Source organism: Streptomyces sp. NPDC091292 (assembly GCF_044757265.1).
GTDB lineage: Bacteria > Actinomycetota > Actinomycetes > Streptomycetales > Streptomycetaceae > Streptomyces.
Genome location: NZ_JBIVUQ010000021.1, coordinates 54,624 through 80,928, shown reverse-complemented (window position 1 = coordinate 80,928; position 26,305 = coordinate 54,624). Strand labels below are relative to the sequence as shown.

At 72.0% G+C, this 26,305-nt stretch carries 24 protein-coding genes; 10 read left to right on the top strand and 14 right to left on the bottom strand.

What is annotated here, in order from left to right:
- The first annotated feature begins 9 nt into the window (after positions 1–9).
- On the top strand, positions 10–1,728 hold the full coding sequence (locus tag ACIQNU_RS36265; RefSeq protein WP_401374648.1) for a serine/threonine-protein kinase: 1,719 nt from the start codon (positions 10–12) through the stop codon (positions 1,726–1,728).
- Between the two features lie 19 nt (positions 1,729–1,747).
- Here ACIQNU_RS36265 and ACIQNU_RS36260 read toward each other — a convergent pair whose 3' ends face one another.
- Positions 1,748–2,557 (bottom strand): SGNH/GDSL hydrolase family protein, encoded by an 810-nt coding sequence (locus ACIQNU_RS36260; protein WP_401374645.1) that lies wholly within the window; start codon positions 2,555–2,557, stop codon positions 1,748–1,750.
- A gap of 312 nt (positions 2,558–2,869) precedes the next feature.
- On the opposite strand from ACIQNU_RS36260, the gene ACIQNU_RS36255 reads away from it, so the two are divergent.
- Positions 2,870–4,081, top strand: a complete 1,212-nt coding sequence (locus tag ACIQNU_RS36255) for a S8 family peptidase (RefSeq protein ID WP_401374643.1) — start codon at positions 2,870–2,872, stop codon at positions 4,079–4,081.
- A 378-nt stretch (positions 4,082–4,459) separates the two neighbouring features.
- Entirely contained in the window at positions 4,460–5,554 is a 1,095-nt protein-coding gene (locus ACIQNU_RS36250; protein ID WP_401374640.1) for a DUF5925 domain-containing protein, read from the top strand.
- A 111-nt stretch (positions 5,555–5,665) separates the two neighbouring features.
- Here the strand turns inward: ACIQNU_RS36250 and ACIQNU_RS36245 are convergent, their stop codons facing one another.
- Positions 5,666–6,040 carry a GntR family transcriptional regulator gene (locus tag ACIQNU_RS36245; RefSeq protein ID WP_401374637.1) on the bottom strand — a complete coding sequence of 125 codons (375 nt, stop codon included), beginning with the start codon at positions 6,038–6,040 and terminating at the stop codon, positions 5,666–5,668.
- 70 nt (positions 6,041–6,110) lie between these two features.
- On the opposite strand from ACIQNU_RS36245, the gene ACIQNU_RS36240 reads away from it, so the two are divergent.
- A complete protein-coding gene (locus ACIQNU_RS36240; RefSeq protein ID WP_401374635.1) occupies positions 6,111–7,040 on the top strand; it encodes a GNAT family N-acetyltransferase in 930 nt (309 codons plus the stop codon).
- Entirely contained in the window at positions 7,021–7,542 is a 522-nt protein-coding gene (locus ACIQNU_RS36235) for a DUF402 domain-containing protein (protein WP_401374631.1), read from the top strand. Before ACIQNU_RS36240 ends, ACIQNU_RS36235 begins: the two co-directional genes overlap by 20 nt.
- Positions 7,543–7,570: 28 nt before the next feature.
- Here the strand turns inward: ACIQNU_RS36235 and ACIQNU_RS36230 are convergent, their stop codons facing one another.
- Positions 7,571–9,121 carry a trifunctional class I SAM-dependent methyltransferase/NUDIX hydrolase/VOC family protein gene (locus ACIQNU_RS36230; RefSeq protein WP_401374628.1) on the bottom strand — a complete coding sequence of 517 codons (1,551 nt, stop codon included), beginning with the start codon at positions 9,119–9,121 and terminating at the stop codon, positions 7,571–7,573.
- Between the two features lie 108 nt (positions 9,122–9,229).
- On the opposite strand from ACIQNU_RS36230, the gene ACIQNU_RS36225 reads away from it, so the two are divergent.
- A complete protein-coding gene (locus ACIQNU_RS36225) occupies positions 9,230–9,373 on the top strand; it encodes a hypothetical protein (RefSeq protein WP_401374626.1) in 144 nt (47 codons plus the stop codon).
- 52 nt (positions 9,374–9,425) lie between these two features.
- On the opposite strand, the gene ACIQNU_RS36220 is transcribed toward ACIQNU_RS36225, so the two are convergent.
- The 4 genes from ACIQNU_RS36220 to ACIQNU_RS36205 are packed head-to-tail and all read right to left on the bottom strand — an operon-like array spanning position 9,426 to position 12,900.
- Complete coding sequence (locus ACIQNU_RS36220; protein WP_401374624.1) at positions 9,426–9,893, bottom strand: GNAT family N-acetyltransferase; 468 nt, start codon at positions 9,891–9,893, stop codon at positions 9,426–9,428.
- Complete coding sequence (locus ACIQNU_RS36215) at positions 9,890–11,386, bottom strand: tripartite tricarboxylate transporter permease (protein WP_401374621.1); 1,497 nt, start codon at positions 11,384–11,386, stop codon at positions 9,890–9,892. The genes ACIQNU_RS36220 and ACIQNU_RS36215 overlap by 4 nt, the downstream gene beginning before the upstream one ends.
- Positions 11,387–11,920: a tripartite tricarboxylate transporter TctB family protein gene (locus ACIQNU_RS36210; RefSeq protein WP_401374618.1), complete on the bottom strand. Its 534-nt coding sequence runs from the start codon at positions 11,918–11,920 to the stop codon at positions 11,387–11,389.
- A complete protein-coding gene (locus ACIQNU_RS36205) occupies positions 11,917–12,900 on the bottom strand; it encodes a Bug family tripartite tricarboxylate transporter substrate binding protein (RefSeq protein WP_401374615.1) in 984 nt (327 codons plus the stop codon). Before ACIQNU_RS36205 ends, ACIQNU_RS36210 begins: the two co-directional genes overlap by 4 nt.
- Before the next feature lie 159 nt (positions 12,901–13,059).
- Between ACIQNU_RS36205 and ACIQNU_RS36200 the strand changes: the two genes are divergently transcribed.
- Both ACIQNU_RS36200 and ACIQNU_RS36195 read left to right on the top strand, forming a co-directional pair.
- Complete coding sequence (locus ACIQNU_RS36200; protein ID WP_401374613.1) at positions 13,060–13,767, top strand: response regulator; 708 nt, start codon at positions 13,060–13,062, stop codon at positions 13,765–13,767.
- A gap of 156 nt (positions 13,768–13,923) precedes the next feature.
- Positions 13,924–14,982, top strand: coding sequence for a lytic polysaccharide monooxygenase (locus ACIQNU_RS36195; protein ID WP_401374611.1), 1,059 nt, complete (start codon positions 13,924–13,926; stop codon positions 14,980–14,982).
- 22 nt (positions 14,983–15,004) lie between these two features.
- Here the strand turns inward: ACIQNU_RS36195 and ACIQNU_RS36190 are convergent, their stop codons facing one another.
- Positions 15,005–15,865: an esterase/lipase family protein gene (locus tag ACIQNU_RS36190; RefSeq protein WP_401374610.1), complete on the bottom strand. Its 861-nt coding sequence runs from the start codon at positions 15,863–15,865 to the stop codon at positions 15,005–15,007.
- A 181-nt stretch (positions 15,866–16,046) separates the two neighbouring features.
- Complete coding sequence (locus ACIQNU_RS36185; protein WP_401374761.1) at positions 16,047–16,475, bottom strand: MarR family winged helix-turn-helix transcriptional regulator; 429 nt, start codon at positions 16,473–16,475, stop codon at positions 16,047–16,049.
- Positions 16,476–16,628: 153 nt separating this feature from the next.
- Here ACIQNU_RS36185 and ACIQNU_RS36180 point away from each other — a divergent pair, with 153 nt between their 5' ends.
- Positions 16,629–17,003, top strand: a complete 375-nt coding sequence (locus ACIQNU_RS36180; protein ID WP_401374607.1) for a cupin domain-containing protein — start codon at positions 16,629–16,631, stop codon at positions 17,001–17,003.
- Positions 17,004–17,025: 22 nt separating this feature from the next.
- On the opposite strand, the gene ACIQNU_RS36175 is transcribed toward ACIQNU_RS36180, so the two are convergent.
- On the bottom strand, positions 17,026–18,000 hold the full coding sequence (locus ACIQNU_RS36175) for a hypothetical protein (protein ID WP_401374605.1): 975 nt from the start codon (positions 17,998–18,000) through the stop codon (positions 17,026–17,028).
- Positions 17,997–21,545, bottom strand: coding sequence for a DNA polymerase III subunit alpha (locus tag ACIQNU_RS36170; protein WP_401374602.1), 3,549 nt, complete (start codon positions 21,543–21,545; stop codon positions 17,997–17,999). Before ACIQNU_RS36170 ends, ACIQNU_RS36175 begins: the two co-directional genes overlap by 4 nt.
- 188 nt (positions 21,546–21,733) lie before the next feature.
- On the opposite strand from ACIQNU_RS36170, the gene ACIQNU_RS36165 reads away from it, so the two are divergent.
- On the top strand, positions 21,734–22,777 hold the full coding sequence (locus ACIQNU_RS36165; RefSeq protein ID WP_401374599.1) for a DUF3533 domain-containing protein: 1,044 nt from the start codon (positions 21,734–21,736) through the stop codon (positions 22,775–22,777).
- A gap of 310 nt (positions 22,778–23,087) precedes the next feature.
- Here ACIQNU_RS36165 and ACIQNU_RS36160 read toward each other — a convergent pair whose 3' ends face one another.
- The 3 genes from ACIQNU_RS36160 to ACIQNU_RS36150 form a co-directional block, all read right to left on the bottom strand.
- Positions 23,088–24,170: a S1 family peptidase gene (locus ACIQNU_RS36160; RefSeq protein ID WP_401374597.1), complete on the bottom strand. Its 1,083-nt coding sequence runs from the start codon at positions 24,168–24,170 to the stop codon at positions 23,088–23,090.
- A 297-nt stretch (positions 24,171–24,467) separates the two neighbouring features.
- A complete protein-coding gene (locus ACIQNU_RS36155; protein ID WP_401374594.1) occupies positions 24,468–25,457 on the bottom strand; it encodes a slipin family protein in 990 nt (329 codons plus the stop codon).
- Between the two features lie 114 nt (positions 25,458–25,571).
- Positions 25,572–26,213 (bottom strand): hypothetical protein, encoded by a 642-nt coding sequence (locus tag ACIQNU_RS36150; RefSeq protein WP_401374592.1) that lies wholly within the window; start codon positions 26,211–26,213, stop codon positions 25,572–25,574.
- Positions 26,214–26,305: the final 92 nt, after the last annotated feature.

Here is a 26,305-nt window from a genome sequence, read left to right as displayed (position 1 = left end):
GGAACGCCGGTGGAGCAGGACCCGAGCAGTGAGGGCCACGGCCCCGCGGAAGGTGACGGGAGTCACGGCAGCGAGCCACCCGGCGGCCCCCGGCTGATCGGGGACCGCTACCGCCTCACCTCTCCGCTGGGCGAGGGCGGCATGGGCACCGTGTGGCGCGCCTTCGACGAGGTGCTGCACCGCGAGGTCGCCGTCAAGGAGGTCCGCGCCCCGGCCGGGCTGCCGCAGCCGGACGTCGAGCGGCTGTACGCGCGTCTGGAGCGCGAGGCCTGGGCCGCCGCCCGCGTCGCGCACCGCAATGTGGTCACCGTGTACGACGTGGCGGCCGAGGGCGGTCGCCCCTGGATCGTGATGGAACTCGTCCGGGGCCTCTCCCTGTCGGACGTGCTCGACGCCGAGGGCCCGATGCCCGCGCGCCGCGCCGCCGAGGTGGGCGCCGAGGTCCTGGCCGCGCTGCGGGCGGCGCACGAGGCGGGCGTGCTGCACCGCGATGTGAAGCCGGGCAATGTCCTCGTCGCGAACGACGGCCGCATCGTCCTCACCGACTTCGGGATCGCGACGGTCGAGGGCACCTCGGCGCTCACCATGACGGGCGAGGTGATCGGCTCTCCCGAATTCCTCGCTCCGGAACGGGCGTTGGGCCGACGTCCGGGCCCCGAGTCCGACCTGTGGTCGCTGGGTGTGCTGCTGTACGCGGCGGTGGAGGGCCAGTCTCCGTTCCGCCAGGAGACGCCCCTCAACACCTTGCGGGCGGTGGTCGACGAGGCGCTGCCGCCGTCCCGTTTCGCGGGCCCGCTGGCGCCGGTGATCGAAGGGCTGCTGCGCAAGGATCCGGCGGACCGGATGCCGGCCGACGAGGCCGAGCGCGCGCTGCGGCTCGTCGCGGCGGGCGGCACGGCGCCGCAGACCGTGGCCGGCGGACCGCTCCACCCCTCCCAACTCCCCACGGTGGTCGCCCCGATGGACCCGGGGCCGGGTTCGCGACACGGGCAGCCGGGACGGGGATCGTCCCCCACTCCCCCGCTGCCGTCCCCGTACCCCGCCCCCTCCACCACCGACCCCGGCACCCGCCGCCCCCGCCGCACCGCCCTCGCCGTCGCCGCCGCGGTGGCCGTCCTGGCGCTGGCGCTGGGCGGCCTCACCTACGCCCTGCTCAACCGTGACGACGGGGGCGACGGGAACACCGGCGCGGGCGGCGGGCAGACGGACACTGGCGCCCCCGTGGTGAGCGGTTCCGCCGGGGAGTCGAGCGCGAAGAGCCCCGGCCCGAGTACGAGCGGCGGGGCGAGCGCGAGCAGCGGGAGCGGGAAGACGGGCGGGGCGGCCGGGGGCGGGCACACGACGCCCGCGCAGTCCGTACGGGTGACCGTCACGGCGGACCGCTCCACGTACACCGGCAGTTGTCCGCCGCCGTCGGCGGAGGCGCCCTCGTTCACGGCGGCGTTCACGGTGGGCCGGGTCCCGGTCGACGTCGAGTACCGCTGGGTGACGCGGTCGGGTGAGGCGTCGGACCCGGGCTGGAAGACGCTGTCGTTCCCCTCGGGCGGCGGAAAGAGCAAGCAGGTCACCCATGTCGAGCTGAGCTACACGGCGGACGCCGCGTACGAGAACGAGATCGGTGTGGAGGTGCGCGGTCCGGTCCGGGTGACGTCGAACCTGGTGGCGTTCTCGGTGACCTGCCGGACGGAGACCCCGACGGGCGGGGTCTCCTCCACACCTGATGCGTGACCGACGGACCTAGGGCAGGTCAGGCGGCCGAGGTGAACACCGGGAGATAGCCCCCGGAGTGACCGGCGGCCGTCGGGTGGTACGACTCGCCGATGTTGAGCCAGTTGACGCTGTGCAGCCAGGCGTCCCCTGAGCAGATCTCGTGCCCGGTGAAGCGTGAGGTCACATTGCCGAAGCTGAAGCCGTGGTCGGCGGCGCGCTTGGCGGTGACGTCGTTGAGGAGGTCGGCCGCCGAGTTGATGGCGGACCGCACGGTGTCGGAGAGACCGACGACGCAGCTGCCGCCGATCTTGTAGAAGCGGGGGTATCCGACCACGACCACATGGGCGGCCGGGGCTTTGGCGCTGATCGTCGAGTACACGTTGTCGAGCAGACCGGGCAGCGTGTTGCTGACGTAGGTCCGCGCGGTGTTGATACGGGCCAGACAGGTGGCCTCGGAATTGAGCACACAGGTCGTCATGACGTCCGAGAACCCCGCGTCGTTGCCCCCGACGGAGATGCTGACGAGCCCCGTGTTGGAGCCCAGGGGACCCATCTGGTTCGCCAGGACATCACCCGTACGAGCGCCCGAGCAAGCGGTGAAGTTGAACGACGAGGGTGAGTGGGCGGCTGCCCAGAGGGCGGGATAGGCGCGGGGGGTGCGCTTGCAGTCGCCGCTGGAGCTGTCGTACGCGCCGGCCCCGACACCCGAGGAGTAGGAGTCCCCCAGCGCCACGTACCCGGTGGGAGCGGCCTGTTCGGATGCGCTCGCCGTCGCCGCCCCGGTGAGGGCGAACGAAGCGGCGAGGAGGAGCGAGGTCATGTAGGCGGAAATTCGGAAACGTCTCATGGAACCTCCCTTTAGCAGGATCTCTGCCTCAACTGTGGTACCACGCACGCGAGTTGAACTGAAGTGTTCATGCCAAGTCTTTCCCGGACACACCCGCCTCGTTCGTCCCACGTTCGATTGCGTTCGCATGTCAGGGGCGTGACAAAGCGTCAAGACTCTTGAGCTACGCCCGTAGACAGTTCACTCTGCTGAGCATGCCCGGAACGGAACTCATCGATCCGGGTCCGCTTGTGAACGTGCCGCGAACACGCGCACGTCCCCCCACAGAGCGCGCCCCCCACGGCGCGCCCGCCTAGAGGAGGACCCCTCTACATGGCACACCAGCGCACTTCCACCAAGACCCGCCTCGCGGTCGCGATCTCCGTGGCGACCGCGGCGGGGCTGCTCGGCACCGTCACCGCCCTGCCCGCTCAGGCGGCGCCCGCCGAGGGCACGGTGCTCGCGGCCGGCTCGCCGGACGCCATCGCCGGCAGCTACCTCGTCACCCTGAAGAAGAGCGCGGGCCTGCGTGCGGCCACCCCCGAGGCCAAGGGCCTCATATCCAAGTACGGCGGCACGGTGAAGAAGACCTTCGGCACCGCGCTCAACGGCTACGCGGCCACCCTCTCGGCGACCGAGGCCCGGAGACTGGCCGCCGACCCCGCGGTGGCCTCCGTCGAGCAGAACCAGCGCGTCCAGGCCGACGCCACCCAGAACAACGCCCCATGGGGCCTGGACCGGATCGACCAGGCCGCCCTTCCGCTGTCCGGCACCTACACCTACCCGGACTCCGCGGGCAGCGGCGTGACGGCGTACGTCATCGACACGGGCGTACGGATCACGCACACCGAGATCGCGGGCCGGGCCTTCAACGGCTACGACGCCGTCGACGGCGACAACGTCGCCCAGGACGGCAACGGCCACGGCACCCATGTGGCCACGACGATCGCCGGTACGACCTACGGCGTCGCCAAGAGCGCCCGGATCGTGGCCGTCCGCGTGCTCGACAACAACGGCTCCGGCACCACCGCCGGCGTCATCGCGGGCATCGACTGGGTGACACGGAACCACAGCGGTCCCTCGGTCGCCAACATGTCGCTCGGCGGCGGCGCCAGCGCCACGCTCGACACGGCGGTGCGCAACTCCATCGCCAGCGGGGTGACCTACGCGGTCGCGGCGGGCAACAACGGGCTCAACGCCTCCTCCTACTCGCCCGCGCGGGTCGCCGAGGCCATCACCGTCGGCGCCACCGGCAGCAACGACGCCAAGGCCAGTTGGTCGAACTTCGGCACCTCGCTCGACCTGTTCGCACCCGGTGTCTCGATCACGGCGGGCTGGAACACCAGCGACACCGCGACGAACACCATCTCGGGCACCTCGATGGCCACCCCGCACGTCGCGGGCGCCGCGGCCGTCTACCTCGCGGGCCACACCACCGCGACGCCCGCGCAGGTCGGCACGGCCCTGGTGAACGGCGCCACGACCGGGGTCGTCACCAGCCCCGGCACCGGCTCCCCCAACCGGCTGCTGAGGCTCGTTCCGTAACGTCACGGACAGCGTCAACACGCCCTGTACGGACGTGAGTTCCCCGGGGGCCCGGCGGCCTCCGGGGAACATCCCGGGACGCCTGGCTCCAGTCGGTGTTGCCGGCGCCCGGCTTGCCGCCCTTCATCCAGTCGGGCGCACAGCACAGGGTGATGACGGGGGTGCCGCCGCCGGCACCACGACGCCGACTCCGAGCAGCACGGCGAGCCGCCCCCGCACCGCCCCCGCATTCCACCCATGACGTGCCATCAGGGACAAGCGTATCGGCGGCGCACGGCGGTAGGACGGGTTCCGGCCGGACGGCTCGGTTCCGGGACGCACCGGACGCACTACGGAAACCTGGATGCACGGGGCCCCGGTGTGCCGGATCATGGCGGCATGTCTGCGAACCCACACGATGCGCTGCCGATCCGGCTCAACGTCGACGACAGCGACTCGCCTTCGGATGTCGTCGACGCGCTGTTCCTCGGCCGCTTCGCGACGGGTGAGCAGCCGTTCTCGCACAGCTCCAACATCGACCGGGTGCGTTCCGGTGCCACGCTGCTGCCGCCCGGGGCCTCCGTGCTGCGGTCCGCGCGGGACGACGACCGCAGCGCGACGCTCGCCGAGGGCGACGGCTGGACCCTGCTGGTCTCCCGCTGGAATCGGGGCGCCGACGTCACCGTGACCGCGACATCGGCGGACCTCGCGGAGAAGGTCCTGAAACAGGCCACGGACGGCGCCCAGGACGAACCGGAACCCCAGCCGGACAACGTGACGATGGGTTTCTGGTACGTGTCGCCGCGCCGCGGCCCGTACCGGACGACCCGGCAGATCTCGGCCGGTACGTGGGAGGAGGTCCGGGAGAACTACACCGCGCCGGTCGCCGACGCGATGGACGGGCTGATGAAGACGGTGCCCGAGGACATCGCGGGCCGGCTCCTGCTGCTGCACGGGCCGCCGGGTACGGGGAAGACGTCGGCGCTGCGGACGCTGGCGCGATCGTGGCGCGACTGGTGCCAGGTGGACTGCGTCCTGGACCCGGAGCGGCTGTTCTCCGACGTCGGCTATCTGATGGACATCGCGATCGGCGAGGACGACGGCACGGCGAAGGGCCGCTGGCGGCTGCTGCTGCTTGAGGACTGCGACGAGCTGATCAGGGGCGAGGCCAAACACACAGCGGGCCAGGCGCTCTCCCGCCTCCTGAATCTGACGGACGGCCTACTGGGCCAGGGCCGCAACGTCCTGGTGGGCGTGACGACCAACGAGGACCTGGAGCGGCTGCACCCCGCCGTGGTCCGCCCCGGCCGCTGCCTGGCCCGCATCGAGGTCGGCCCGCTCACCCGCCCGGAGGCGGTGACCTGGCTCGGCACGGAGCGCGGAGTGGGCCGGGAGGGCGCGACGCTGGCAGAACTGTACGCACTCCGAAGAGGCACGACCCCGACGTCGGTCCCGGACCCCCGGGGGGACACGGACGCGGGTCTGTATCTGTAGCCCCCGCCCCGGCGCAGCCGAATTACTTCTCCGCCGCGGCGGCGCTCAGCCACAACGACGCATCCCGGCGGTGCCGAACCCACCCCCGCCCGAGCACAATTCCACTCCTCTTCAGTCCGAGTAAGCCGCCCGCAGGGCATCCCGAACCGCCCCCAGCGCAGCCCCCTCCCCCAACCCCAGCCGCCGAACGGTATCCGCGTACAACTGCGCCGCAGTCGCGGCCCCCCGGGCCGCGGCATCTCTCGCGGGAGCAACAAACGTTCCGTTGCGCCCCCGCGTCTCGATCACCCCGTCCGCCTCCAGCGCCCGATACGCCTTGGCGACGGTGTTGGCGGCGAGCCCGAGCGTCTCGGCGAGCCCCCGGACGGTCGGCAGCCGGTAGCCCACGGGCAGCACACCCGAACGGGCCTGTGCGGAGATCTGGGCGCGAAGCTGCTCGTAGGGCGCGGCGGCGGCGCCGTGATCGATGTCGATCTGCAAGGTCACCCGCCGATTGTCCCGCACCGCCGGAAAATAGGAGGCATCGCGGCACGGGTCACCCGTAGCGTGCGGTTCCATGACAGTGATCGTTCGTGATGTCCGTCCCGAGAACCCCGCGGACGCGGAGGGCTTCGCCCGGGTCCGCCGCGCCGCCGTGCCGTTCATGCTGGCCACCGCCGAATCGGTGCGTTTCGATGTGGCGCGGGCCCATCCAGACGCCCACTACCGGCCGCTGGTCGCCGAGGAGGACGGCGAGATCATCGGGACCGCCCAGATGGGCATCGCGTACGACAGCCCGGAGCCTGGCCAGGGCTTCGCGAACGTCTATGTGCACCCCGAGCGGCGCGGCCGGGGCGCGGGTTCGCTGATCGTGCGGACCGCCGAGGAGCGCCTCGCGGACCTGGGCGCGCGCACGGTGTACTCGTGGGTGTTCGACGAGCCGGCGAACCGGGCGTTCGCGGAGAAGCGGGGGTACCGTCCGAGCCGGTCGGCGCATTTCCTCCGTCTCGATCTGGCGCACGGCACGCTGCCTGCGCTGCGGCCGACCCCGCCGGACGTCGAGTTGCGTACGGCGGCAGGCTTCGCGGACGACCCGCGGCCCCTGTTCGAGCTGGACGCGGAGACGGTCTCGGACGAACCGAGCGACATCGCGTCGGAGTTCACGGACTACGAGCACTGGCTGAACGAGACCTGGAACCACCCTCTTCTGAACCGCGAGCTGACGACGGTCGCGGTGGTCGACGGCCGGCCGGTGGCGTTCACGGCGGCCCGCACGGACGGCGGTACCCGGTATGCGACGGGGATGACCGGTACGGCTCGGTCGTACCGGGGGCGTGGGCTGGCGAAGCTCGTCAAGAACGACTCGCTGCACCGCGCCCGCGCGGCCGGCTTCCGGGAGGCGTTCACCGGGAACGACGCGGAGAACGCGCCGATGCTGGCGGTCAACAAGTGGTTCGGCTACGAGATCGGCGCGACGGAGGTACGTCATGTCCGCGCCCTCGGCTGAACCGCCCGCGACCGGCGCCGACCTGGTCCACGTGCACCTCGTCAAGGCGGGCCGCACGAAGATCCGCTACGCGGCCCGGCTCCTCGCGGACGACGGCGACCGCGTCACCGTCCGCGCGCCCTGGGCCGGCGACGGCGTACGGGACTTCGGCTTCGTCCGCTTCGAGCCGGGCGACGTGTTCACGGAGCACTACTGGCGGACCCGCTGGTACGCCGTCAAGGAGGTCCGGGCGCCGGACGGCGCGCTGAAGGGCTGGTACTGCGACGTGACCCGCCCCGCCGTACGCTCCGGCACCGACCTCCTCGTGGAAGACCTGGACCTCGACCTGTGGGTCTCGGCGGACGGAACCCAGGTACTGCGCCTGGACGAGGACGAGTTCGCAGCAAGCGACCTGCCCACGACCGACCCGGAAGCAGCCACCCGGGCGACCCACGCCCTGGACGACCTGGAACACATCGCCCGTACCACCGGCCTCACAGAACTGACGGCGCCCGCCGCATGAGGGGCATCCGCACCGCCCGGGAGCGCGGTCAGCGCGCCACCACCTCCACCTCGTACCCCTGGCGATCGGTCAGATAGGCGGCGTAGTGGCCCTCCCCGCCCGCGTACGGATGGCGGTCCGGGAAGAGCAGTGTCCAGCCGTGCCCCGGGGCCTCGCGCACCAGAGTGTCCACGGCGGCCCTGCTGTCGGCGTGCAGGGCGAGGTGGTTGAGCCCGGGGCGGGAACGGTCGTGTACGTCGCCGGTGAGCGCGGGCGACTGCTCGATCACCACATAGCTCCCGCCCCGCCGCCAACTGCGCCCGTGCTCCCAGCTCTGGTACGGAACATGGCCGAGCCGGCTCAGCAGCCAGTGCCAGGACGCCTCGGCGGACATCAGGTCGGGCACCCACAGCTCGACGTGGTGGACGCCTCCGGTCGGCGGGGTCGCCGGGAGGTGGACGGCGCGGTCGGCGCTTGCGTCATAGGTGATCGGGTCCTCGTCCCTGTGCCAGTGGAGTACGAAATGGTCTCCCCTGCGGTAGGCCTCCAGCGCGGCTCGGCTGTACGCCACCATGTCGTCCGGGAGGGCGTTCAGCGGGGACCACACCAGCTCCGCGCATTTGTGCGGTTCCGCGTTGTACGGTTCGCCGCCCGCTCCGTACTCCGCCTCGAAGAACCAGCCCACGCGCGGGCGTCCGCCGGGGCCTCGGTGCTGCATGACGACGGCGACGCGGAGGTCGTCGGGGGTGAGGGTGAGGCCGGTCTCCTCGTGGGCCTCGCGGATCAGTGCGGCGCGGACGTCCTCGCCGTCCTCGACGTGGCCCGACGGCGCGTGCAGCAGACCGTCGGCATAGCCGGTGCCCGCGCGGCGGGCGAGCAGGATCTCGTCGCCCCGGCGCAGCAGCAGATGGACGTCGACGACCTCGGTGTGCCGGGACGCGTCGGCGCGGGTGCCCACCAGCGCGTACCGCGCGTCCGTGACCTCCTTGCCCCACAGGCGCGCGTCCCCCGTCAGGTCCTCGGTGTGCAGCCGGGTGACCAGCGGGCCGAGCGCGGCGGTCAGCCGGCGGGCGGGCAGGCCGACCGGGCTGAGGTCGCCCCACACGCCCTCGACCAGGACGAGCCGGCCGCCGGGGCGCAGCAGGGAGCACCAGTGCCGCAGGGTGGCCTCCGGGTCGGGCAGGATCCACAGCACATGGCGGGCGAGCACGACGTCGAACAGGCGCTTCCCCACCGGGGGATCCGCCGCGTCACCGGTCAGGATCTCCGCACCCGAGCCGGGCGCCCCCGCCGCGAGCTTCGCGCGCGCCCGCTCCACCATGCGCGGCGCGAGATCGACCCCGGTGACCCGGTGTCCCTGCTCGGCGGCGAGGAGGCTGAGGCTTCCGGTGCCGCAGCCCAGGTCGAGGACGTCGGACGGCTCCCGGGGCAGCCAGTCGCGCAGCCGGTCGGCCCAGGCGCCCCGCACGGTCGGGTCCCGCAGTCCGTGGTCCGGTTCGTCGTCGAATGTCCCCGCCGCCGCGTCCCAGTCGGTGTCGCACGGACCGTGTCCGGCCGCTCGCCTGGTGTCGTCGTCAAGGCTCTCGGGAAGGAAAGTCATGCCGTCGATCGTGACACCCGCCACTGACAACGGGCGCGCGATGAGTAACCCTCCCTCCACGGGTCCACCTCCGTGGGAGTACCGACCCGGTCAGCACAAGGAGGCCGTATGCGCCGTACGACTGTGCAGAAGACGCCGATGAGGCCCGCCGTCCGCCGTGAGCGGGTGCGGCGGGACGAGGCCGACGACCGCGCCAGGGACCGTCCGGAGGTCCGCGAGGACATCCGCCGGACCTGGTGGCCCGAGAGCTGACCGCCCTCGTCCACGGCAGCGCCTCCACGGAAGCGTCTCTACGGCAGCGTCTCTACGGCAGCGTCTTGCGGTAGTGCAGGCGGTCGTACGGACCCTCCATGCGCCGCTCCACCAGCTCGTAGCCGTAGCGCGGGTAGATCTTCTGGTTCTCCCACATCTTCGCGTTGGTGAGCAGCCGCACCTCGGGCAGTCCGAGTTCCCGCGCGCGGGCGTCCACGAAGTGCAGAAGGCGTCGGCCCACGCCCTGCCCGTGCGCGTCCGGGTGGACGGAGATGTTGTCGAGGTAGAGGTGGTCCTCGTGCGGGACGAGGACCACCAGTCCGATCACCGGGTCGCCGGTCACGAAGACCTGCCCGAGGGCGACCTCCGCCGCGTGGTCGGCCTCCATGGGGGCCGGTACCAGGCCGATCCGCTCGATGTAGGGCGTGAAGGCGGCGTCGGTCACCGCCTTCACGGCGGGTACGTCGGCGGCCGTGGCCGGGCGGATGTCCTCGCGCGCGGGGAGGTCGTTTTCGCTCATGACGACACGGTACGGAACCTCCTCAGCACCTTCTTCAGCAGTGGCCACGCCACGATCAGCGCGATCACCGCGTACACGGTCACCGAGAAGGGCGTGTTGACGAGGCCCGTGACGCTGCCGTCGCTGATCTGCAGAGCGCGCCGCAGTTGTTGTTCGGCGCTGGGGCCGAGGATGACCCCGATGACGGCGGGCAGCACGGGCAGCCCGTACCGCCGCATGCCGAAGCCGATCAGGCCGATGATCAGCAGGATCACGAGGTCGAGCGATTCGCCGCCGACCGCGTAGGCGCCGACCGCGGCGAAGAACATGATGCCCGCGTAGAGGTAGGGCCTCGGGATGCGCAGGAGCTTCGCCCACAGCGGGGCCAGCGGCAGGTTGAGGGCGAGCAGCAGCACCATGCCGACGAACAGCGAGGCGATCAGGCCCCACACCAGTTCGGGTTCCCGTTCGAAGAGGAGCGGGCCCGGCTGGATGCCGTACTGCTGGAAGGCGGCGAGCATCACGGCGGCGACGGCGGTCGTGGGCAGGCCGAGCGTGAGCATCGAGACGAGGGTGCCGGCGGCGGAGGCGGAGGCCGCCGACTCGGGCCCCGCGACGCCCTCGATGGCGCCCTTGCCCCACTGGTCCTTGTTCTTCGAAAGGCGCTTCTCGGTGACGTACGACAGGAAGGTGGGGATCTCCGCGCCGCCCGCCGGGATCGCGCCGAACGGGAACCCGATGAACGGGCCGCGCAGCCACGACTTCCACGTGCGCTTCACGTCCTCGCGGCCGAGCCACGGCACGCCGACGGGTATCGCCTCGCCGGTGGTGCGCCGCAGATGCGCGGCGACCCACAGGGCTTCGCCGATCGCGAAGAGCCCGACGGCGACGATCACCACGTCGATGCCGTCGGCGAGTTGGAGGGAGCCGAAGGTGAGCCGCTGCTGGCCGGTCATCTGGTCGAGGCCGACGAGCCCGATGGTGAGCCCGATGAGCAGCGACGCGAGGCCGCGGATCCGGGACGAGCCGAGGACAGAGGTGACCGCGATGAAGGCGAGCACCATGATGGCGAGGTAGTCGGGCGCGCCGATGTCGACGGCGAGGTCGGCGACGGTGGGGGCGAGCGCGACGAGCAGGATCGTGCCGATCATGCCGCCCGCGAAGTGGCCGATGGCGGCTGCCGCGAGCGCCTGCGCGCCGCGCCCCGCCTTGGCCATCGGGTTGCCTTCCATCGCGGCGACGACGGCGGCGCTCTCGCCCGGGGTGTTGAGCAGGATCGAGGTGGTGGACCCGCCGAACATCGCGCCGTAGTAGATCCCGGCGAACATGATGAACGCGCCCGTGGGGTCGAGCCCGTAGGTCACCGGCAGCAGCAGGGCGACGGCCATGGCGGGGCCGATGCCCGGGAGCACCCCGATGGCGGTGCCGAGGAGCACGCCCAGGGCGGCCCAGAGCAGATTGACCGGGGTGAGCGCGGTGCCGAACCCGTCGATCAGGGAGGAGAAGGAGTTCATCTACAGCACTCCCATCAGCGGGCCGCCCGGCAGGGGCACGCCGAGCAGCCGGTCGAAGACGATGAAGGTGAGCAGCGCGAGGACGGCCGCTATCAGGGGGTCACGGTCGAGGCGGCGGCTGCCGAGTGCGAAGGCGGCACCCCAGAAGAGGAGGGCGCCCGCGACGGGGAAGCCGAGCGGGTCGATGAGGACGGCGGTGGCGAGGAAGACGCCGGTGAGCAGCAGGACGGTGCGCCAGTCGGCGGGTTCGGCGAGGTCGATGTCCTCGCCGCCCTCGGCCTCGCCGCGACCGCCGCGCAGCACGTCGACGGCGAGCAGCACGGCCACGACGAGCAGAGCGCCGCCGACGACGAGCGGGACGGTGCGGGGACCGACGGGTCCGCGCTGGGTGAGGTCGACGTCCATGGTGAGCGCGTCGGTGAGGACGAGGACGCCGAGGGCGAGGAGCAGGGCGCAGACGCCGAGTTCGGAGTGGTCCCGCAGCCAGGCGGCGCGCGATGTCCGCGTGCGGGGTGGTTCGGGGGCGGCGGTCACAGTCCCAGCTCCTTCAGTACGGAGACGACGCGCTTGTCCTGGGCGTCGAGGAAGGACCCGAAGGCGTCACCGGTGAGGAAGGCGTCGTGCCAGCCGTTCTTCTTCAGCGACTTCTGCCACTCGTCGGACGCGTGCAGCTCCTCGACGAGACGGGTGAGTTTGGTGCGCTCGGCGTCCGAGATCCCCGGCGGGGCGACGATGCCGCGCCAGTTGGTGAAGTCGACGTCGTAGCCGGACTCCTTGAGCGTGGGCCCGTCGACGCCCGGGACGCGTTCGGGCCCGGTCACGGCGAGCAGCCGCAGCTCGCCCGACCTGATCTGGTCGAGGTACTCGCCGACCCCGGAGACCCCGAAGGCGACCTTGTTGCCGAGGATCGACGCGAGCAGTTCGCCGCCGCCGTCGAAGGGCACGTAGTTGACGTCCTTCGGGGCGATCCCGGCGGCGCGCGCCATCAGCATCGGCGCGAGATGGTCGGGGCCGCCGGGCGAGGAGCCGCCGCCGACGGGCAGCTTGCCCGGGTTCGCCTTCCAGGCGTCGACGAGTTGCCGGATGTCCTGGTACGGGGAGTCCTTGCCGACCACGACCACATCGGGCTCCTCCGTGAGCCGGGCGATGGGCGTGGTGTCGGCGAGCGTCTTCGGCGCGTGGTTGGAGCGGGCGGCGCCGACCACACCAAGGCCCATGGACATCGCGAGCTTGCCGTTGCCGTGTTCGCCGACGAGCCGGGTCAGGCCGACGGTGCCGCCGGCGCCCGGCAGGTTGAACACCTCGATGTTGTGGGTGAGTCCGGCGTCCTCGGCGTTCTTGGCGGCGGTGCGGGCCGTGATGTCGTATCCGCCGCCCGGGGTGTTGGGGACCATGATGCGCAGCCCGGGGATCTGCGTGCCCGTCTCGGCGCCGCTGCCCGTGGTGAGCAGCGGCGGTCCCGCGAGGACGAGCACGGCGGCCCCGAGCAGGGCGAGGGGAGTGCGCAGGCGCACGTGTGCCACCACCTGTTCGGTCAAGGGGAGCCCATGAAGAGATCAAGAGCGGTACAAGCTGTGAGGTGGCCCACATGTTGCCCGGGTGTTAACGGCCTGTCTCTCTTCCGCAAGCAACGGACGTTGTGGTCCTTGTGGTCACACGTTTAGCCTGCGGCCGTGACGAAGGTGCTGGTCGTGGACGACGACTTCATGGTCGCCAAGCTGCACAGCCGGTATGTGTCCGCGATGGACGGGTTCACGGTGGTGGGCGTGGCGCACAGTGGCGCTCAGGCGCTGGACGCGGTGGGGCGGCTACGCCCCGATGTGGTGCTGCTCGATGTCTATCTGCCGGACATGGACGGCATCGGTGTGCTGCGGGAGCTGCGGGCCGCCGAGGAACGGGACCCGGCGCGGGCGCCGGTGGACGTCCTGTTCGTCACGGCGGCACGGGACGCGGAGCTGGTACGGGCCGCGCTGCGCGCGGGGGCGCTGCACTATCTGATGAAGCCTTTCGAACGGGCCGCTCTCCAGGAGCAGTTGCGGCATGTGGCGGCGGTACGGGCCCGCCTGGACGAGCTGGGCGAGGCCCGGCAGGAGGACGTCGACCAGCTCTTCGGCACCCGCCCGCCCGGCTCACGCGAGCTGCCCAAGGGACTCGCCGTGCCCACCGCCGATCTGGTCGAACGCACCCTGCGCGCCCACCCGGACGGCCTGTCCGCGACGGAGTGCGCCCTCGCCGGTTCCCTGTCCCGGGTCAGCGCCCGGCGCTATCTGGAGTACTTCGCCGAGACGGGCCGCGCGGAGGTGACACTGCGGTACGGGGGTACGGGCCGCCCGGAGCGTCGGTACCGCTGGATCGACCACGCGGTACGGGGCCGGACCTGAGCGCAGTCCGATGTCCCCCTTAACGGCGCCATAAGGATCTTCTTCAGCGGCTCCGAGCAGCCGAAATCACCTCCGCGCCGGGCTAGTTTGCTGCTCGCCCGGGACGTTCCGCACCCCCTCCCGGGTCCCCCCGCACGCATGTTGAGGAGATCCCGGATGACGGCCACGACCGACCCGACCGCACGGACCCCCCGTACCGCCGCGACGCCCCGCCGCAGGGCGGTGGCCGTGGTCGCCGCCGCCGCTGTCGCGCCGCTCGCGCTCACCGCGCTGGCCGCCGCGCCCGCGGTGGCGCACGGTTCGATGACGGACCCGGTGAGCCGGATCTCGGCGTGTTTCGCCGAGGGTCCGGAGAGCCCCGACTCGGCCGCCTGCAAGGCGCTGGTCGCGGCGGGCGGCACGCAGCCGCTGTACGACTGGAACGAGGTGAACATCGCGAACGCGGCCGGTCAGCACCGGCAGCTCATCCCGGACGGCAGGCTGTGCAGCGCGAACCGTGCGAAGTACGCGGGCCTGGACGCGGCGCGCGCCGACTGGCCCTCGTCCGCCCTGACGGCGGGCCCGCACACCTTCCGGTACCGGGCGACCGCACCGCACGTCGGCACCTGGGAGCTGTACCTCACGAAGCCGGGCTACGACCCGGCGAAGCCGCTGAAGTGGTCGGACCTGGAGGCGCAGCCGTTCACGAAGGTGACCAACCCCAGCCTGGTGAACGGCTCCTATGTCTTCGACGGGAACATTCCGGCGCGTACGGGACGGCATCTGATCTTCTCGATCTGGCAGCGCTCGGACTCCCCCGAGGCGTTCTACACCTGCTCGGACGTCGTCTTCGGCCAGGACACCGGGGGTGCGGGGGCGGGCGCGGGCGCGGCGCCGACCGCTTCGGCGCCGAGCGACAAGGAGATCGAGAAGGGCGCGGAGCAGTCGACGGTGGACCACGACGGCCACGGGGGCGACGCCGATACCGCGAAGACTCCGGCGGGCGACGGCACCAAGGCGGACGACACGTCCAGGACCGACGCGTCGCAGGCGAACGCTCCCGAGGCCAACGGCTCCGCCGTGAAGCCCGCCGCCGCCACCGAGAACCTCGCGGAGACCGGTGGCGACGGCGCCACGACGTCGATCGCGGTCGGCGGCGCCGCCGCACTCGCGCTGGGCGCGGCGACGCTGTTCGCCTCGGTACGCCGCCGGGCGGGCGCCCGTAACAACTCATGAGCTACCCGCACCCGTTCATGGGCTAGCTGAACACGGAGGCGCAGGTCGTCGGGGTGGCGTTCGCCGGGTCGAGGGCGTTCGCCACCTCGTGGAAGGCGATCCGGTCGATGATGCCGATCGCCACATGCTCGGACAGGTCGACGGCGCACAGGTCCTGGAGCAGGACATTGCGCACGTCGGGCCCGCTGAGGTACTGCGAGCGATAGGGCGTGACGACCTCGTCGTACTTGGTCGCGATGACGGTGTAGCGCACTCCGGGGACGGTGTCGCCGCCCGCGTTCAGCTTGGTCAGGAAGGCCGAGCCGGCGATCTGGTCGGCGAGCCCCGGAGTCGCCGTGGTGAGCAGGTCCTTCACGCCCGGGAAGTACGGCAGGAGCGCGGTGAGCCCGGACAGGGTGGTGCCGTGGTTGTCGGGCGCGAGACCGACCAGCGCGTTCACCTTGGCGGCGCCGCCGAGGAACTTGAGGTAGTAGCGCGGCATCATCCCGCCCTGCGAGTGCCCGACGACGTCCGCCTTCGCGGCGCCGGTCGAGGAGAGCACCTTGTCGACGAAGGTACTCAGCTGCTCGGCCGACTTGTCGATGGGGCCGAGGCCGTAGAAGAACGGCACGCCGGGCAGTTGGCCGTAGTCGAGCGAGTAGACGCAGTAGCCGCGCTTCTCCAGATAGGGCGCGAGGGAGAGCCAGTTGTCGACCGCGTTGCCGAACGTCCCGTGGACGAGGACGACCGGGCGGGGGTGTGCGGCGGACGGCTTGCACGTGTAATCGTTCCAGCCCCGACTGGGGGCCGAGGACGCGTCCGCGTGGGCGGAGACGGTGAGCGTCGCACCCAGCATGAGCGCGGCGGCGAACGATCTGAGCAGGCGTTTCTTCCAGGGCAGCATCGGGTGATCTCCTTGCGGCTCAAGGGATGTGCGATGTGGGGGCCCTGTGATCCGGATCACGGGAGTGGGATGCTCATGCCAAGCTACGGGCGAGTAGTAAAAGAGTGAAGTTACGCGTCGGTAAAAAGTTCCGGCGTCCATTGACAGCGTTCGCCACCCCCGCCCGCGAGGTGACGAAGCATCACCAAACGGGTCGTACGGGACCGCCGGGAGCGATACGCAGCAACCCGTCGCGCAGCACCCGGAGCTGACGCTCCCCCAGCAGTTCGGCCCAGGGTGCGACGGCCTCCGCGGCGGCCTCGTCGGCGGCCCGCGTGCACGCCCGCCCGGTGGCGGTGAGGACGACCAGCCGGGCGCGGGCGTCGTCGGGGTGCGGGCGGCGCTCCGCGTACCCCTTGCGCACGATCTCGTCCACCAGTTGGCTCGCGGCCTGCTTGGTCACGCCCAGGTGGGCGGCGAGCTGGGTGACCGTCGCCCCCGAGGGCGCGAGCCGCGCGAAGGCGAACCCGTGCACCGGTCGCAGCCCGTCGAAACCGCGCGCGACAACGCCCTCATGGATACGGCGCGTCAGCTCACCGGCGACGGACAGCAGCGCGGCGGACAGGGCCATGGCGTCGGGATTCCGCGAGTCGTGAGGCACGGGAGCATTGAAACACCCTTGACTTCATGGTCAAGCGGCTTGACTATAAAACGGTCAAGCCGCTTGACCATCTCTTCCCACCCTTGATCACCCTTGATCATCCCGCGTACCCAGGAGACCGCCATGCCCGTCGTCCGCTCCTCCGACGCCGTCGTGCACGAGATGCACGGCGCCCGCTTCGTCTCGTACGCCTCGTCCGCGTCCGGCAGTGCCGAACTGTGCGCGTGGCGGGGCGAGATCCCCGCCGGCACGAAGGCCCCGGCGCACACCGTCAGCAGGGAGGAGATCCTTCATCTGCTCACCGGCTCGCTGCTGATCACCCTCGACGGCCACGCCGCGTCGCTCACCGCGGGGGACACGGCGATCGTCCCGGCGGGCGCCACCCTCGCGGTCGAGAACCCGACCCCGGAACCGGCCACCACCTGGGTCACCACGACCCTCGGCCTGACGGCCCGCCTGCCGGACGGCACGGTGATCAGCCCGCCGTGGGCGAGTTAGGCCGTGTCTGACGGATCTCCGTCTACGCCGCCAAGGACCCCGGCTTCACCGCCTGCGGCCCGAACTTCGCCCGGATCCGGTCCGCGGTCTCCTCGATCCGGCGGGCCTTCTCGTCCACCGGGTCGAAGCTGAGCTGCCGGGACGCGCGCTCGGCGGGCCCGAGCCCCTCGGCCCGCAGGGCGACCCCGCGCACCCGGGCCCGTTGCAGACCGAGCGCCCGGTACATCCGGTACGCGGCATCGGTGAGCGCCGCCGCATGGGCGGTGGGCTCGGACAGGGTGCGGGTCCGCAGGGTCGTGGACCGGTCCGCGTACCGCACGGTGAGGGTCAGCGAGCGGCACACCTGCTTCTCGGCGCGCAGCCGGACACCCAGCTCCTCGGTGAGCGAGAGGAGGGCGCGCCGGTGCCGGAAGGGGTCCAACTCGTCCTGGGCGAAGGCGCGGTCGGCGGCCAGGGACCGGGACGCCGCGTTCGGCACCACCCGGGTGCGGTCGACACCGCGCGCCTTCTCGCCCAGCTCCCGCGCCGGGCGGGCGCCGATCAGCCGGTGCAGGGTGGCCGGCGGCGCGGCGGCGACCAGACCGACGGTGTCCAGGCCGTACGAGCAGAGGGTGCGGGCGGTCGCCGGGCCGACCCCGGGGAGGTCGCCGACCGGACGGTCCGCGAGGAACTGCGCGACGGCGCCCGGGTCGTCGGGCACCACCCGGGTCGCCCCGGGGCCGGCGCCGCGCGCGGCCATCCGCGCCAGCATCGGACCGGGACCCGCCCCGATCACGCACTCGACGCCGTGCAGCGCCAGCGCCCGGACCCGGATCACCCGGGCCAGTTCGACGGGGTCGCGCCCGAAGTACCGCTCCGCGCCGCCCAGATCGGCGAACGCGGCATCGGGCGGCGCCGCCTCCACGAGGGGCGTGAACTCCCCGAGCAGCGCGAGAAGGGCCGGCAGCCGCGCCTCGCGCACCGGGGACAGTCCGAACCGTACGAAGAGAATGGTCATCCCGCGCTCCCCGGACTCTGGTGCCACAGCTTCTTGGTGGTGCTCTTGGCGCCCTCGCCCGCCGGGCGCAGATCCGCCCAGGGGTGCATCTCGTACCCCGTGGACATCCGGATCCGCCGGTCACCCGCCGAATCACCGGAACCGGAACCGGAATCGCCGTCGCCGGAACCACCGGAACCGGAGCCGCCGGAACCAGCCTCGTCGGGGACCGCCGCCTCATCGGACTCCGCCAGCCGCCGCGCCACCGCGTCGAGACCGCCCTCGTCCCGCAGCTCCATCAGCTCGGCGAGGTTCCAGGCGGCGGAGCCGACCACGCTGAGGCTGCGCGGGCCCCGGCGCTGGACCACCCCGCGCACCAGCAGCAGCCAGCCGTGGAAGACGGTGTGCGCGCACGCCTCGTGGGAGTCGTCGAAGAAGGCCAGGTCGACCAGGCCCGTACCGTCGTCCAGGGTGGTGAAGATGACCCGCTTGCCGGAGCGGATCGGCGGGGTCTGGGTGGCCGCCTTGGCGCCCGCGACCAGCACCGTGTCGCCGTGCCGCGCCGCGCGCAGCCGCCGCGCGGACACCACGCCCAGCTCGTCCAGGAAGGCGCGGTGATCATCCATCAGATGGCGTGACGCGTCCATGGACAGGACGCCCAGCTCGGCGCTGAGCCGTTCGGTGTCGTCCAGGTCGGGCAGCCCGGCCGGCGCGGTCCGCCGCCCGTCGGCGAGCGGGAGCTGCGCCCCGTACGAGCCACGGGCGCCCCGGTGCAGTTCGGTGAGGTGCAGTTGGAGGTCCCGGCGGTTGCCGCCGAACGCGTCGAGCGCGCCGACCTGCGCGAGCCGCTGCGCGAGCGGCTTGCTCGGCCGGCCCCGCTCCCAGAAGTCGAGGAGCGAGGCGTACGGCTGTCCGGCCGCGATCCGTGCCGCCTCGGCCTCGCTGATGCCGTGCACATCGCTGAGCGCGAGCCGCAGACCCCACGATTCCCTCCCCTTCTCGGACACCAGTTCGATACGGTGAGCGACCCCGGACCGGTTCACGTCCAGCGGCAGGATCGGCACCCCGTGCCGCCGGGCGTCCGCGAGCAGCAGCCGCTTCGGGTACATCCCGGGGTCGTGCGTGAGCAACCCGGCGTAGAAGGCGGCCGGGTGATGGGCCTTCAGCCACGCGGACTGGTACGTCGGCACGGCGAAGGCCACCGCGTGCGCCTTGCAGAAGCCGTAGGAGCCGAACGCCTCGATGATCTTCCAGGTACGGGCGATCGTGTCGGCGTCGTATCCGCGCGCGGCGGCGTTCTGGGCGAACCAGACCCGGATGCGTCCCTGCTCGTCCGGGTGGGACAGGCCCCGGCGCACCCGGTCCGCCTCGCCGCGTCCGCAGCCGGTCATGATGTCCACGATGTCGATGATCTGCTCGTGGAAGACCACCACGCCGTAGGTCTCCTTGAGCGGTTTCTCCAGGTCCGGGTGCGGATAGCGGACCGGCGCCCGGCCGTGCCGCGCCTCGATGAACGGCCGCACCATGTCGGCGGCGACCGGCCCGGGACGGAACAGCGAGATGTCGACCACCAGGTCGTGGAAGGTCGCGGGCCGCAGCCGCCCGACGAGATCGCGCTGCCCCGGCGACTCGATCTGGAAGCACCCGAGAGTGTCCGCCTCCTGGATCATCCGGTACGTCGCCGGGTCGCCCTGCGGTACCTGCGCCGGGTCGTCCAGGTCGACGCGGGCGCCGGTGGCCCGTTCGACCTCGGCGACCGCGTGCGCCATCGCCGACTGCATCCGTACACCCAGCACATCGAGCTTGAGCAGCCCGAGGTCCTCGACGTCCTCCTTGTCGAACTGCGACATCGGGAACCCTTCCCCGCTGGTCGGCACCACCGGGGTGCGGGCGAGCAGTGAGGCGTCCGACAGCAGCACCCCGCACGGGTGCATGGCGATCCCGCGCGGCAGTGCGTCCAGCCCTTCGACCAGCTCCCAGAACCGCCCGTACCGCCCGCCCGACCGGCCCTGTTCGGCGAGTCTGCGCTGCTCCTTGGCCAGGTCGCGCAGCTCCGGCAGCTCGTCCAGGGCGGCGCGGGCGTCCCGGGCGCGGATGTGCGGGAAGGACTTGGCGAGCCGGTCGGTCTCGGCCGGGTCGAACGAGAGCGCGGCGCCCACGTCCCGGATCGCGTGCCGCACCCGGTAGGTCTCGGGCATCGCGACGGTCGCGACCCGCTCGGTGCCGAAGCGGCCGATGATCGCGCGGTAGACGTCGTGGCGGCGGGCCGACTCCACGTCGATGTCGATATCGGGCAGCACGAACCGGCGCTTGGAGAGGAAACGTTCCATCAGGAGGTTCTGCTCGACCGGGTCGGCGTGGGCGATGCCGAGCAGATGGGTGACGAGCGAGCCCGCGCCGGAGCCGCGCGCGGCGACCCGTACCCCCATGGCGCGTACGTCGTCGACGACCTGGGCGACCGTGAGGAAGTACGAGGCGAAGCCCTGGTGGTCGATGATGTCCAGCTCGTGGTGGACCCGCTCCCAGTACGTCCGGGCGTCGGGCCGCCGGTCGTAGCCGCGCAGCACCATGCCCGCCGCCGCGCGGGACGCGAGGACCCGGGGCGCGGTGCGGCGCCCGGCGCCGACGAGATACGGCTCGGGGAAGTGCAGCGTGTTCATGCCGAGGTCGTCCTCGGGGTCGACCAGACACGCGGCGGCGACGGCCCGGGTCTGTTCGAGCAGGCGGTGCGCGGTGTCGCGGCGGAAGCCAGCGGCCTCCACGATCCGCTCGGCGCCGTGCAGCATCAGGTCCGCACCCTTGAGCCAGCGCTCCCCACTGTCCAGCTCGCCCCGGGCGCCGACCGGCACCAGCCGGCGGGCCGCGTCGAGTACGTCCGCGATCGGGCCCATGCCCGGATCGGCGTACCGGACGGCGTTGCTGAGGACCGGGCGCACCCCCTGTTCGGCGGCGAAGCCGACGGTACGGGCGGCGAGGCGCAGGGAGCCGGGGCCGGTGCCCGCGCGGCCGTGCCAGAGGGCTTCGAGGCGCAGGTCGTCGCCGTAGACGTCCCGCCAGGGTGCGAGGAGGCGCGCGGCGCGGTCGGGGCGCCCGGCGGCGAGTGCGCGGCCCACGTCGGACTCGGGTCCGAGCAGCACGGTCAGCCCTTCGGCGGGGAGCGCGGACCAGGAGAGCCGGGGGTCTCCTTCGGCGGTGTGCGCGGCGGTGACCAGCCGGCACAGCTCGGCCCAGGCGGTGGCGCCCGCGCGGGCGAGGAAGGTGACCCGGGGCGTGGACTCGTCGAGGAAGGCGCCGCCCCGCACCGGGGTGCGGCGCCGTACGCCGGACGCCCCGGGGCGGGGGCGCTCCTGCTCGGCGACCGCGAGTTCCGTACCGAACAGGGGGCGGATGCCCGCCTTCTCGCACGCCTTGGCGAAGCGGACGGCGCCCGCGAGGGTGTTCCGGTCGGTGAGGGCGAGGGCGTCCATGCCCCGCTCGGCGGCGCGCTCGGCCAGCCGCTCCGGGTGCGAGGCGCCGTAGCGCAGGGAGAATCCGGAAACGGTACGCAGATGCGTGAACCCCGGCACACGCACCTCCCTGGCTTCCGAGCTTCCGAGCTTCCGAAGTGATCCGTTCTCGACCTCCCCTTCTCCACCATAGACCACTTTCGAACACTCGTACGAGTACGGCCGGGGTCGGCGGGTGCTCGGCGGGGAGTACGCCATTCGGACCCGGCCCGCCTGCGTGAACACCTCACGCGCCGGACGGTGAGGGCATGCGTTTCCTGGACGAGGTGAAGAGCGCGGTGACGCCACGGGCGGCGGTGCTGGTCGTGGGCGTGGTCGCCCTGCAACTCCTCTTCATCGCCTCGTACGTAGGTGCCCTGCACCATCCGAAGCCGACGGACGTCCCGTTCGGTGTGGTGGCGCCGCCGCAGGTGCTCGGGCAGACGGTCGACCAACTGGGGGCGCTGCCCGGTATGCCGCTGGCGCCGCGCGCGGTGAAGGACCGGGCCGAGGCGCGGCAGAAGATCATGAACCGTGAACTCGACGGCGTCCTGGTGGTCGACCCGGCCGCGCCCACGGACACCCTGCTGGTCGCGTCCGGCGGCGGAACCGTGCTCTCCGCGACGCTGACCGGGCTCGTCACCGGCCTGGAGACCCAGCAGGGGCGCACGGTACGGACGGAGGACGTGGCCCCCGCGTCGCGGAGCGATTTCAACGGCCTCACCTCCTTCTATCTGGTGGTCGGCTGGTGCGTCGGCGGCTATCTGTGCGCGTCGATCCTGGCGATCAGCGCGGGCGCGCGGCCGGCGAATCCGCAGCGGGCGGTGATCCGGCTGGGGGCGATGGCGCTCGCCTCGGTCGCCGGCGGAATCGGCGGCGCGGTGATCGTCGGGCCGATCCTCGGGGCGCTGCCCGGGAGTGTCCTGGCGCTGTGGGGTCTGGGGGCGCTGATCACCTTCGCGGTGGGTGCGACGACGCTCGCGCTCCAGGGGCTCACCGGGATCGTGGGCATCGGGCTCGCCATCCTGATCGTGGTGATCGCGGGCAACCCGAGCGCGGGCGGCGCCTTCCCGCTGCCGATGCTGCCGCCGTTCTGGCGCGCGATCGGCCCGGCGCTCCCGCCGGGCGCGGGCACCTGGTCGGCCCGCTCGATCGCCTACTTCCACGGCAACGCCCTGACCGCACCCCTCCTGACCCTGTCGGCCTGGGCGGTGGGAGGCACAGCCGTGACCCTTCTGACGTCGTTGCGCGGGAAACCCGGCCCCGAACCCCGTCCCGAACCCCGGCTTGAGAAGCCACCACTTCCCGCGTAGGGCTCGGGTCCCTGAATTTCGGTCCGCCGCAACGGCGCCTTCTCCCCGGCGCCAAGTCAATCCGTCTGCCACAAAGTCGCCGACCTTTGTATCCGCCGCAACGGCGTTCAACCCCCACGGCGCGTCCCGGCGGTGCCAAGCCGCCCCCCGGCCCCGCGCAAGCGAAACTCCCCCGCCGACGAGGCGGAACGCCAAGCCCCGGCGGCAGCCGGAAGCCCCGCGCAGCGGAACGCAAGCCCGCGCCGGCGGACGACGGAAGGCCCGGCCCCGCGCAGCGGGAACGGACCTTCCGGTGCCACCGATCGAACCGTCAGCCGATCTCCGCCCCATAAGCGGCCAGCGCCTCCGGTACGGGCTGGAAGAACGTCACCCCGCCCGAGGTGCAGTTGCCGCTGCCGCCCGAGGTGAGCCCGATCGCGGTGCTGCCGGAGAACAGCGAGCCACCGCTGTCGCCGGGCTCGGCGCACACGTCGGTCTGGATGAGCCCGTTGACGATGTCGCCGTTGCCGTAGTTGACGGTGGCGTCCAGGCCGGTGACCGACCCGTCGTGCACCTGTGTGGTGGAGCCGCTGCGCGTCACCCGCATACCGACGGTGGCGTCGCCGGCCTGGGTGATCTGCTGCGCGCTGCCGTTGTAGAGGTCGACCTCGCTCGGGTGCGGCACGTCCGCGGTGTACTGGACGATCCCGTAGTCGTTGTCCGGGAAGCTGGAGCCCGCGTTCTGCCCGATCTGCTGCCCCGAGGAGTCCGACCAGGTCGAGATCGCCTCGGTGCAGTGCCCGGCCGTGAGGAAGTACGGCTGACCGTCCTTGACCACGTTGAAGCCGAGCGAGCAGCGCCCGCCGCCGCCGGTGATGGCGTCACCGCCCGCGATGTAGGGCCGGAACTCCCCCTTGCTGCGCTGGAGTTCGGCGGTGGCGCCGAGACTCTTGACGACGCCCGTCAGCTTCTTCAGCCGGTCGCCGTCGACCGTACGGTCCGCCGTGACGACGACCTTGTTGGTGGCCGGGTCGACCGCCCAGGACGTACCCGGGATGGTCGCCTCGTCCTGGAGCGTGGCGCGGGCGCTCTTCAGCTCGGCGAGGGAGTTCTCGACGATTCTGGCCCGCGCCCCGGCGGCCTCGACCGCTTTCGCGGACGCCTCGTCCAGGACGTTGACGACCAGGTTCCTGGCCTGGGCGTCGTAGTACGAGCCGGCGGCGTCCGTACCGAGGTCCTTGACGAGGGTCGAGGCGAGCTTTCCGGCCTTGGCCACCGAGAGGGTCTCGGGGGTCGGCGCGGGGGTCTCGGTGCTCGCGTTCGCAGTCTGGAAGGTGACGCCCGCGGCGACCAGCGCGGCGATACCCGCACCTGCCAGGGCGGCCCGCCGCCTGTGTATACGTCGGTGCTTCAACTCATGTCCTCCTGTGGGGGGCCGGTCCCGGATCGTGTGGGGGGTCACCGGGACCAGAAGGCGTTGGGCACGGACTCGACAGACCGTCAGAATACGTACGGGACAGTCGAAATCGGCGTCCACACCCGTGGACGGCGACCACTATTCCGATACCGATCGGTAGCACACAAGGTCGACTTCAGGACGCGCGCACGAACCCGGCCGTACGCGCCCCACGCCACGGGCGCCCCCGGTCACGCCCTCCCGGTTCCCGTTGCAAACACCGCCTGCAATCGGCCCTTCGGCAGCCTGTGAGGACTAGTCCTGTCCTGTTCTCGCCCCTCCGGGACCGGAATCGGACGCCACCTCATCCGCGTCGCCCGCCTCGATCCCCCGGACCTCCGGGCCACCGACCCCCCGGGCGAGGGCTTCCACGACCGCGCGGGCCAGAGTCTCGGCGGTCTCCTGGGACGACGGCACGGGCTCCTCCTCACGCGCCACGTCCACGGTCGCCGGTGTCGGTGCCGGTGTCGGTGCCGATGCAGGCGTCGGTGCCGCCCGCTCAAGGAACCGGAGCAGTTCGACGGGGAACGGCAGCACCAGCGTCGAGTTCTTCTCGGCGGCGACCGCGACCACGGTCTGGAGCAGCCGGAGCTGGAGGGCCGCGGGCTGCTCGGACATCTGCGCGGCGGCCTCGGCGAGCTTCTTGGACGCCTGGAGTTCGGCGTCGGCGTTGATGACGCGGGCGCGGCGCTCACGGTCGGCCTCGGCCTGGCGGGCCATCGACCGTTTCATCGTCTCGGGCAGGGAGACGTCCTTGATCTCCACGCGGTCGATCTGGACGCCCCAGCCGATGGCCGGGCTGTCGATCATCAGCTCAAGGCCCTGGTTGAGCTTTTCCCGGTTGGACAGCAGATCGTCCAGGTCGCTCTTTCCGATGATGGACCGCAAGGACGTCTGCGCCATCTGCGAGACCGCGAAACGGTAGTCCTCGACCCGTACGACCGCCTCGGCGGCGTCGACCACCTTGAAGTAGACGACCGCGTCGACCCGTACCGTCACGTTGTCCCGGGTGATGCCTTCCTGGGCGGGCACCGGCATCGTCACGATCTGCATGTTGACCTTACGCATCCGGTCGACGAACGGAACGATCATGGTGAACCCCGGCCCGCGCACCTGGGACTTGAGCCGCCCGAGCCGGAAGACGACCCCGCGTTCGTACTGTTTGACGACATGGGCCGCCGCCATCGCGGTGACGGCTCCGGCGGACAGGACGGCGATGCCCGCCACCACCAACTCCTCGACCATGACGGCCCCCAGGGTCCCGAGTCGACGCTTCAGGCGTGTCCTTCGAAGGTAACTCCCCACCACAGGAAGGGGGAGGGACCGGTCACGACCGAAACAACCGGGGGCCCCGAACGCCTATCGCGCCCCGCGCATGAGGTCCATCACCCGTTCATGGCTGTCGCCCACCGAGTCCACCACGCGCACGCGCATCCGCAGCGCGTCGACCCGCTCGACGAACCGGCGGGTGAAGAGCCCCGTCTGCACGGTGCCGCTGCCGCCGGCGAGCGGGAAGCCGGGGGCGTACAGCTCAAGGAGGTAGTCGGTGCCGAACTCCAGGCCCACCGCACGCAACTCCCCCTGCGTCCCGGCGTGTCCGTACCAGGGCCGGGCTTCGCCGCCCGTGAGCACCACCTGGTAGTCCACCTGCTCGATCACGGCGTGCTGCTGCCCGCCGTTGAGGATGCCCACGGTCCAGGCGGCGCTGTGCGGGGTGAGCGGGCCGAGCGACCAGGAGGCCCGCCAGCCCAGGACGGGCCGTACGGTCCGCGCGTACTGCGCACGGGCCAGGACCGCCGCCGCGGCCACCGCGACCAGGCTGCCCAGCGGGCTCATGTCCATCAGCCGCAGCCGCCAGGGCCACTGCTCCGCCAGGTCGCCGGTGACGTTCGAACGGACCGTCTCCCACGCCAGTATCAGCGTCAGCGCGCCGAGCAGCACCAGAGGCGCGGTGAACAGCAACGGGCTGCGCCGCACCCTGCGTTGGGCGTCGTTCTCCATGGTTCCCCCCGGGTCCGATTCGGTCTCTGTCGGAGGTTCCCCCCGGCCGCACGACGAACCCCCGCCCGGTCGGCCCGGACGGGGGTTCGCGG

Bases quoted from the DNA above. Each gene is read 5' to 3' on its own strand.
- ACIQNU_RS36260 (WP_401374645.1), bottom strand. From the start codon at position 2,557: ATGAGACGTTTCCGAATTTCCGCCTACATGACCTCGCTCCTCCTCGCC.
- ACIQNU_RS36255 (WP_401374643.1), top strand. From the start codon at position 2,870: ATGGCACACCAGCGCACTTCCACCAAGACCCGCCTCGCGGTCGCGATC.
- ACIQNU_RS36250 (WP_401374640.1), top strand. From the start codon at position 4,460: ATGTCTGCGAACCCACACGATGCGCTGCCGATCCGGCTCAACGTCGAC.
- ACIQNU_RS36240 (WP_401374635.1), top strand. From the start codon at position 6,111: ATGACAGTGATCGTTCGTGATGTCCGTCCCGAGAACCCCGCGGACGCG.
- ACIQNU_RS36235 (WP_401374631.1), top strand. From the start codon at position 7,021: ATGTCCGCGCCCTCGGCTGAACCGCCCGCGACCGGCGCCGACCTGGTC.
- ACIQNU_RS36230 (WP_401374628.1), bottom strand. From the start codon at position 9,121: ATGACTTTCCTTCCCGAGAGCCTTGACGACGACACCAGGCGAGCGGCC.
- ACIQNU_RS36225 (WP_401374626.1), top strand. From the start codon at position 9,230: ATGCGCCGTACGACTGTGCAGAAGACGCCGATGAGGCCCGCCGTCCGC.
- ACIQNU_RS36220 (WP_401374624.1), bottom strand. From the start codon at position 9,893: ATGAGCGAAAACGACCTCCCCGCGCGCGAGGACATCCGCCCGGCCACG.
- ACIQNU_RS36215 (WP_401374621.1), bottom strand. From the start codon at position 11,386: ATGAACTCCTTCTCCTCCCTGATCGACGGGTTCGGCACCGCGCTCACC.
- ACIQNU_RS36195 (WP_401374611.1), top strand. From the start codon at position 13,924: ATGACGGCCACGACCGACCCGACCGCACGGACCCCCCGTACCGCCGCG.
- ACIQNU_RS36190 (WP_401374610.1), bottom strand. From the start codon at position 15,865: ATGCTGCCCTGGAAGAAACGCCTGCTCAGATCGTTCGCCGCCGCGCTC.
- ACIQNU_RS36185 (WP_401374761.1), bottom strand. From the start codon at position 16,475: ATGGCCCTGTCCGCCGCGCTGCTGTCCGTCGCCGGTGAGCTGACGCGC.
- ACIQNU_RS36180 (WP_401374607.1), top strand. From the start codon at position 16,629: ATGCCCGTCGTCCGCTCCTCCGACGCCGTCGTGCACGAGATGCACGGC.
- ACIQNU_RS36175 (WP_401374605.1), bottom strand. From the start codon at position 18,000: ATGACCATTCTCTTCGTACGGTTCGGACTGTCCCCGGTGCGCGAGGCG.
- ACIQNU_RS36165 (WP_401374599.1), top strand. From the start codon at position 21,734: ATGCGTTTCCTGGACGAGGTGAAGAGCGCGGTGACGCCACGGGCGGCG.
- ACIQNU_RS36155 (WP_401374594.1), bottom strand. From the start codon at position 25,457: ATGGTCGAGGAGTTGGTGGTGGCGGGCATCGCCGTCCTGTCCGCCGGA.
- ACIQNU_RS36150 (WP_401374592.1), bottom strand. From the start codon at position 26,213: ATGGAGAACGACGCCCAACGCAGGGTGCGGCGCAGCCCGTTGCTGTTC.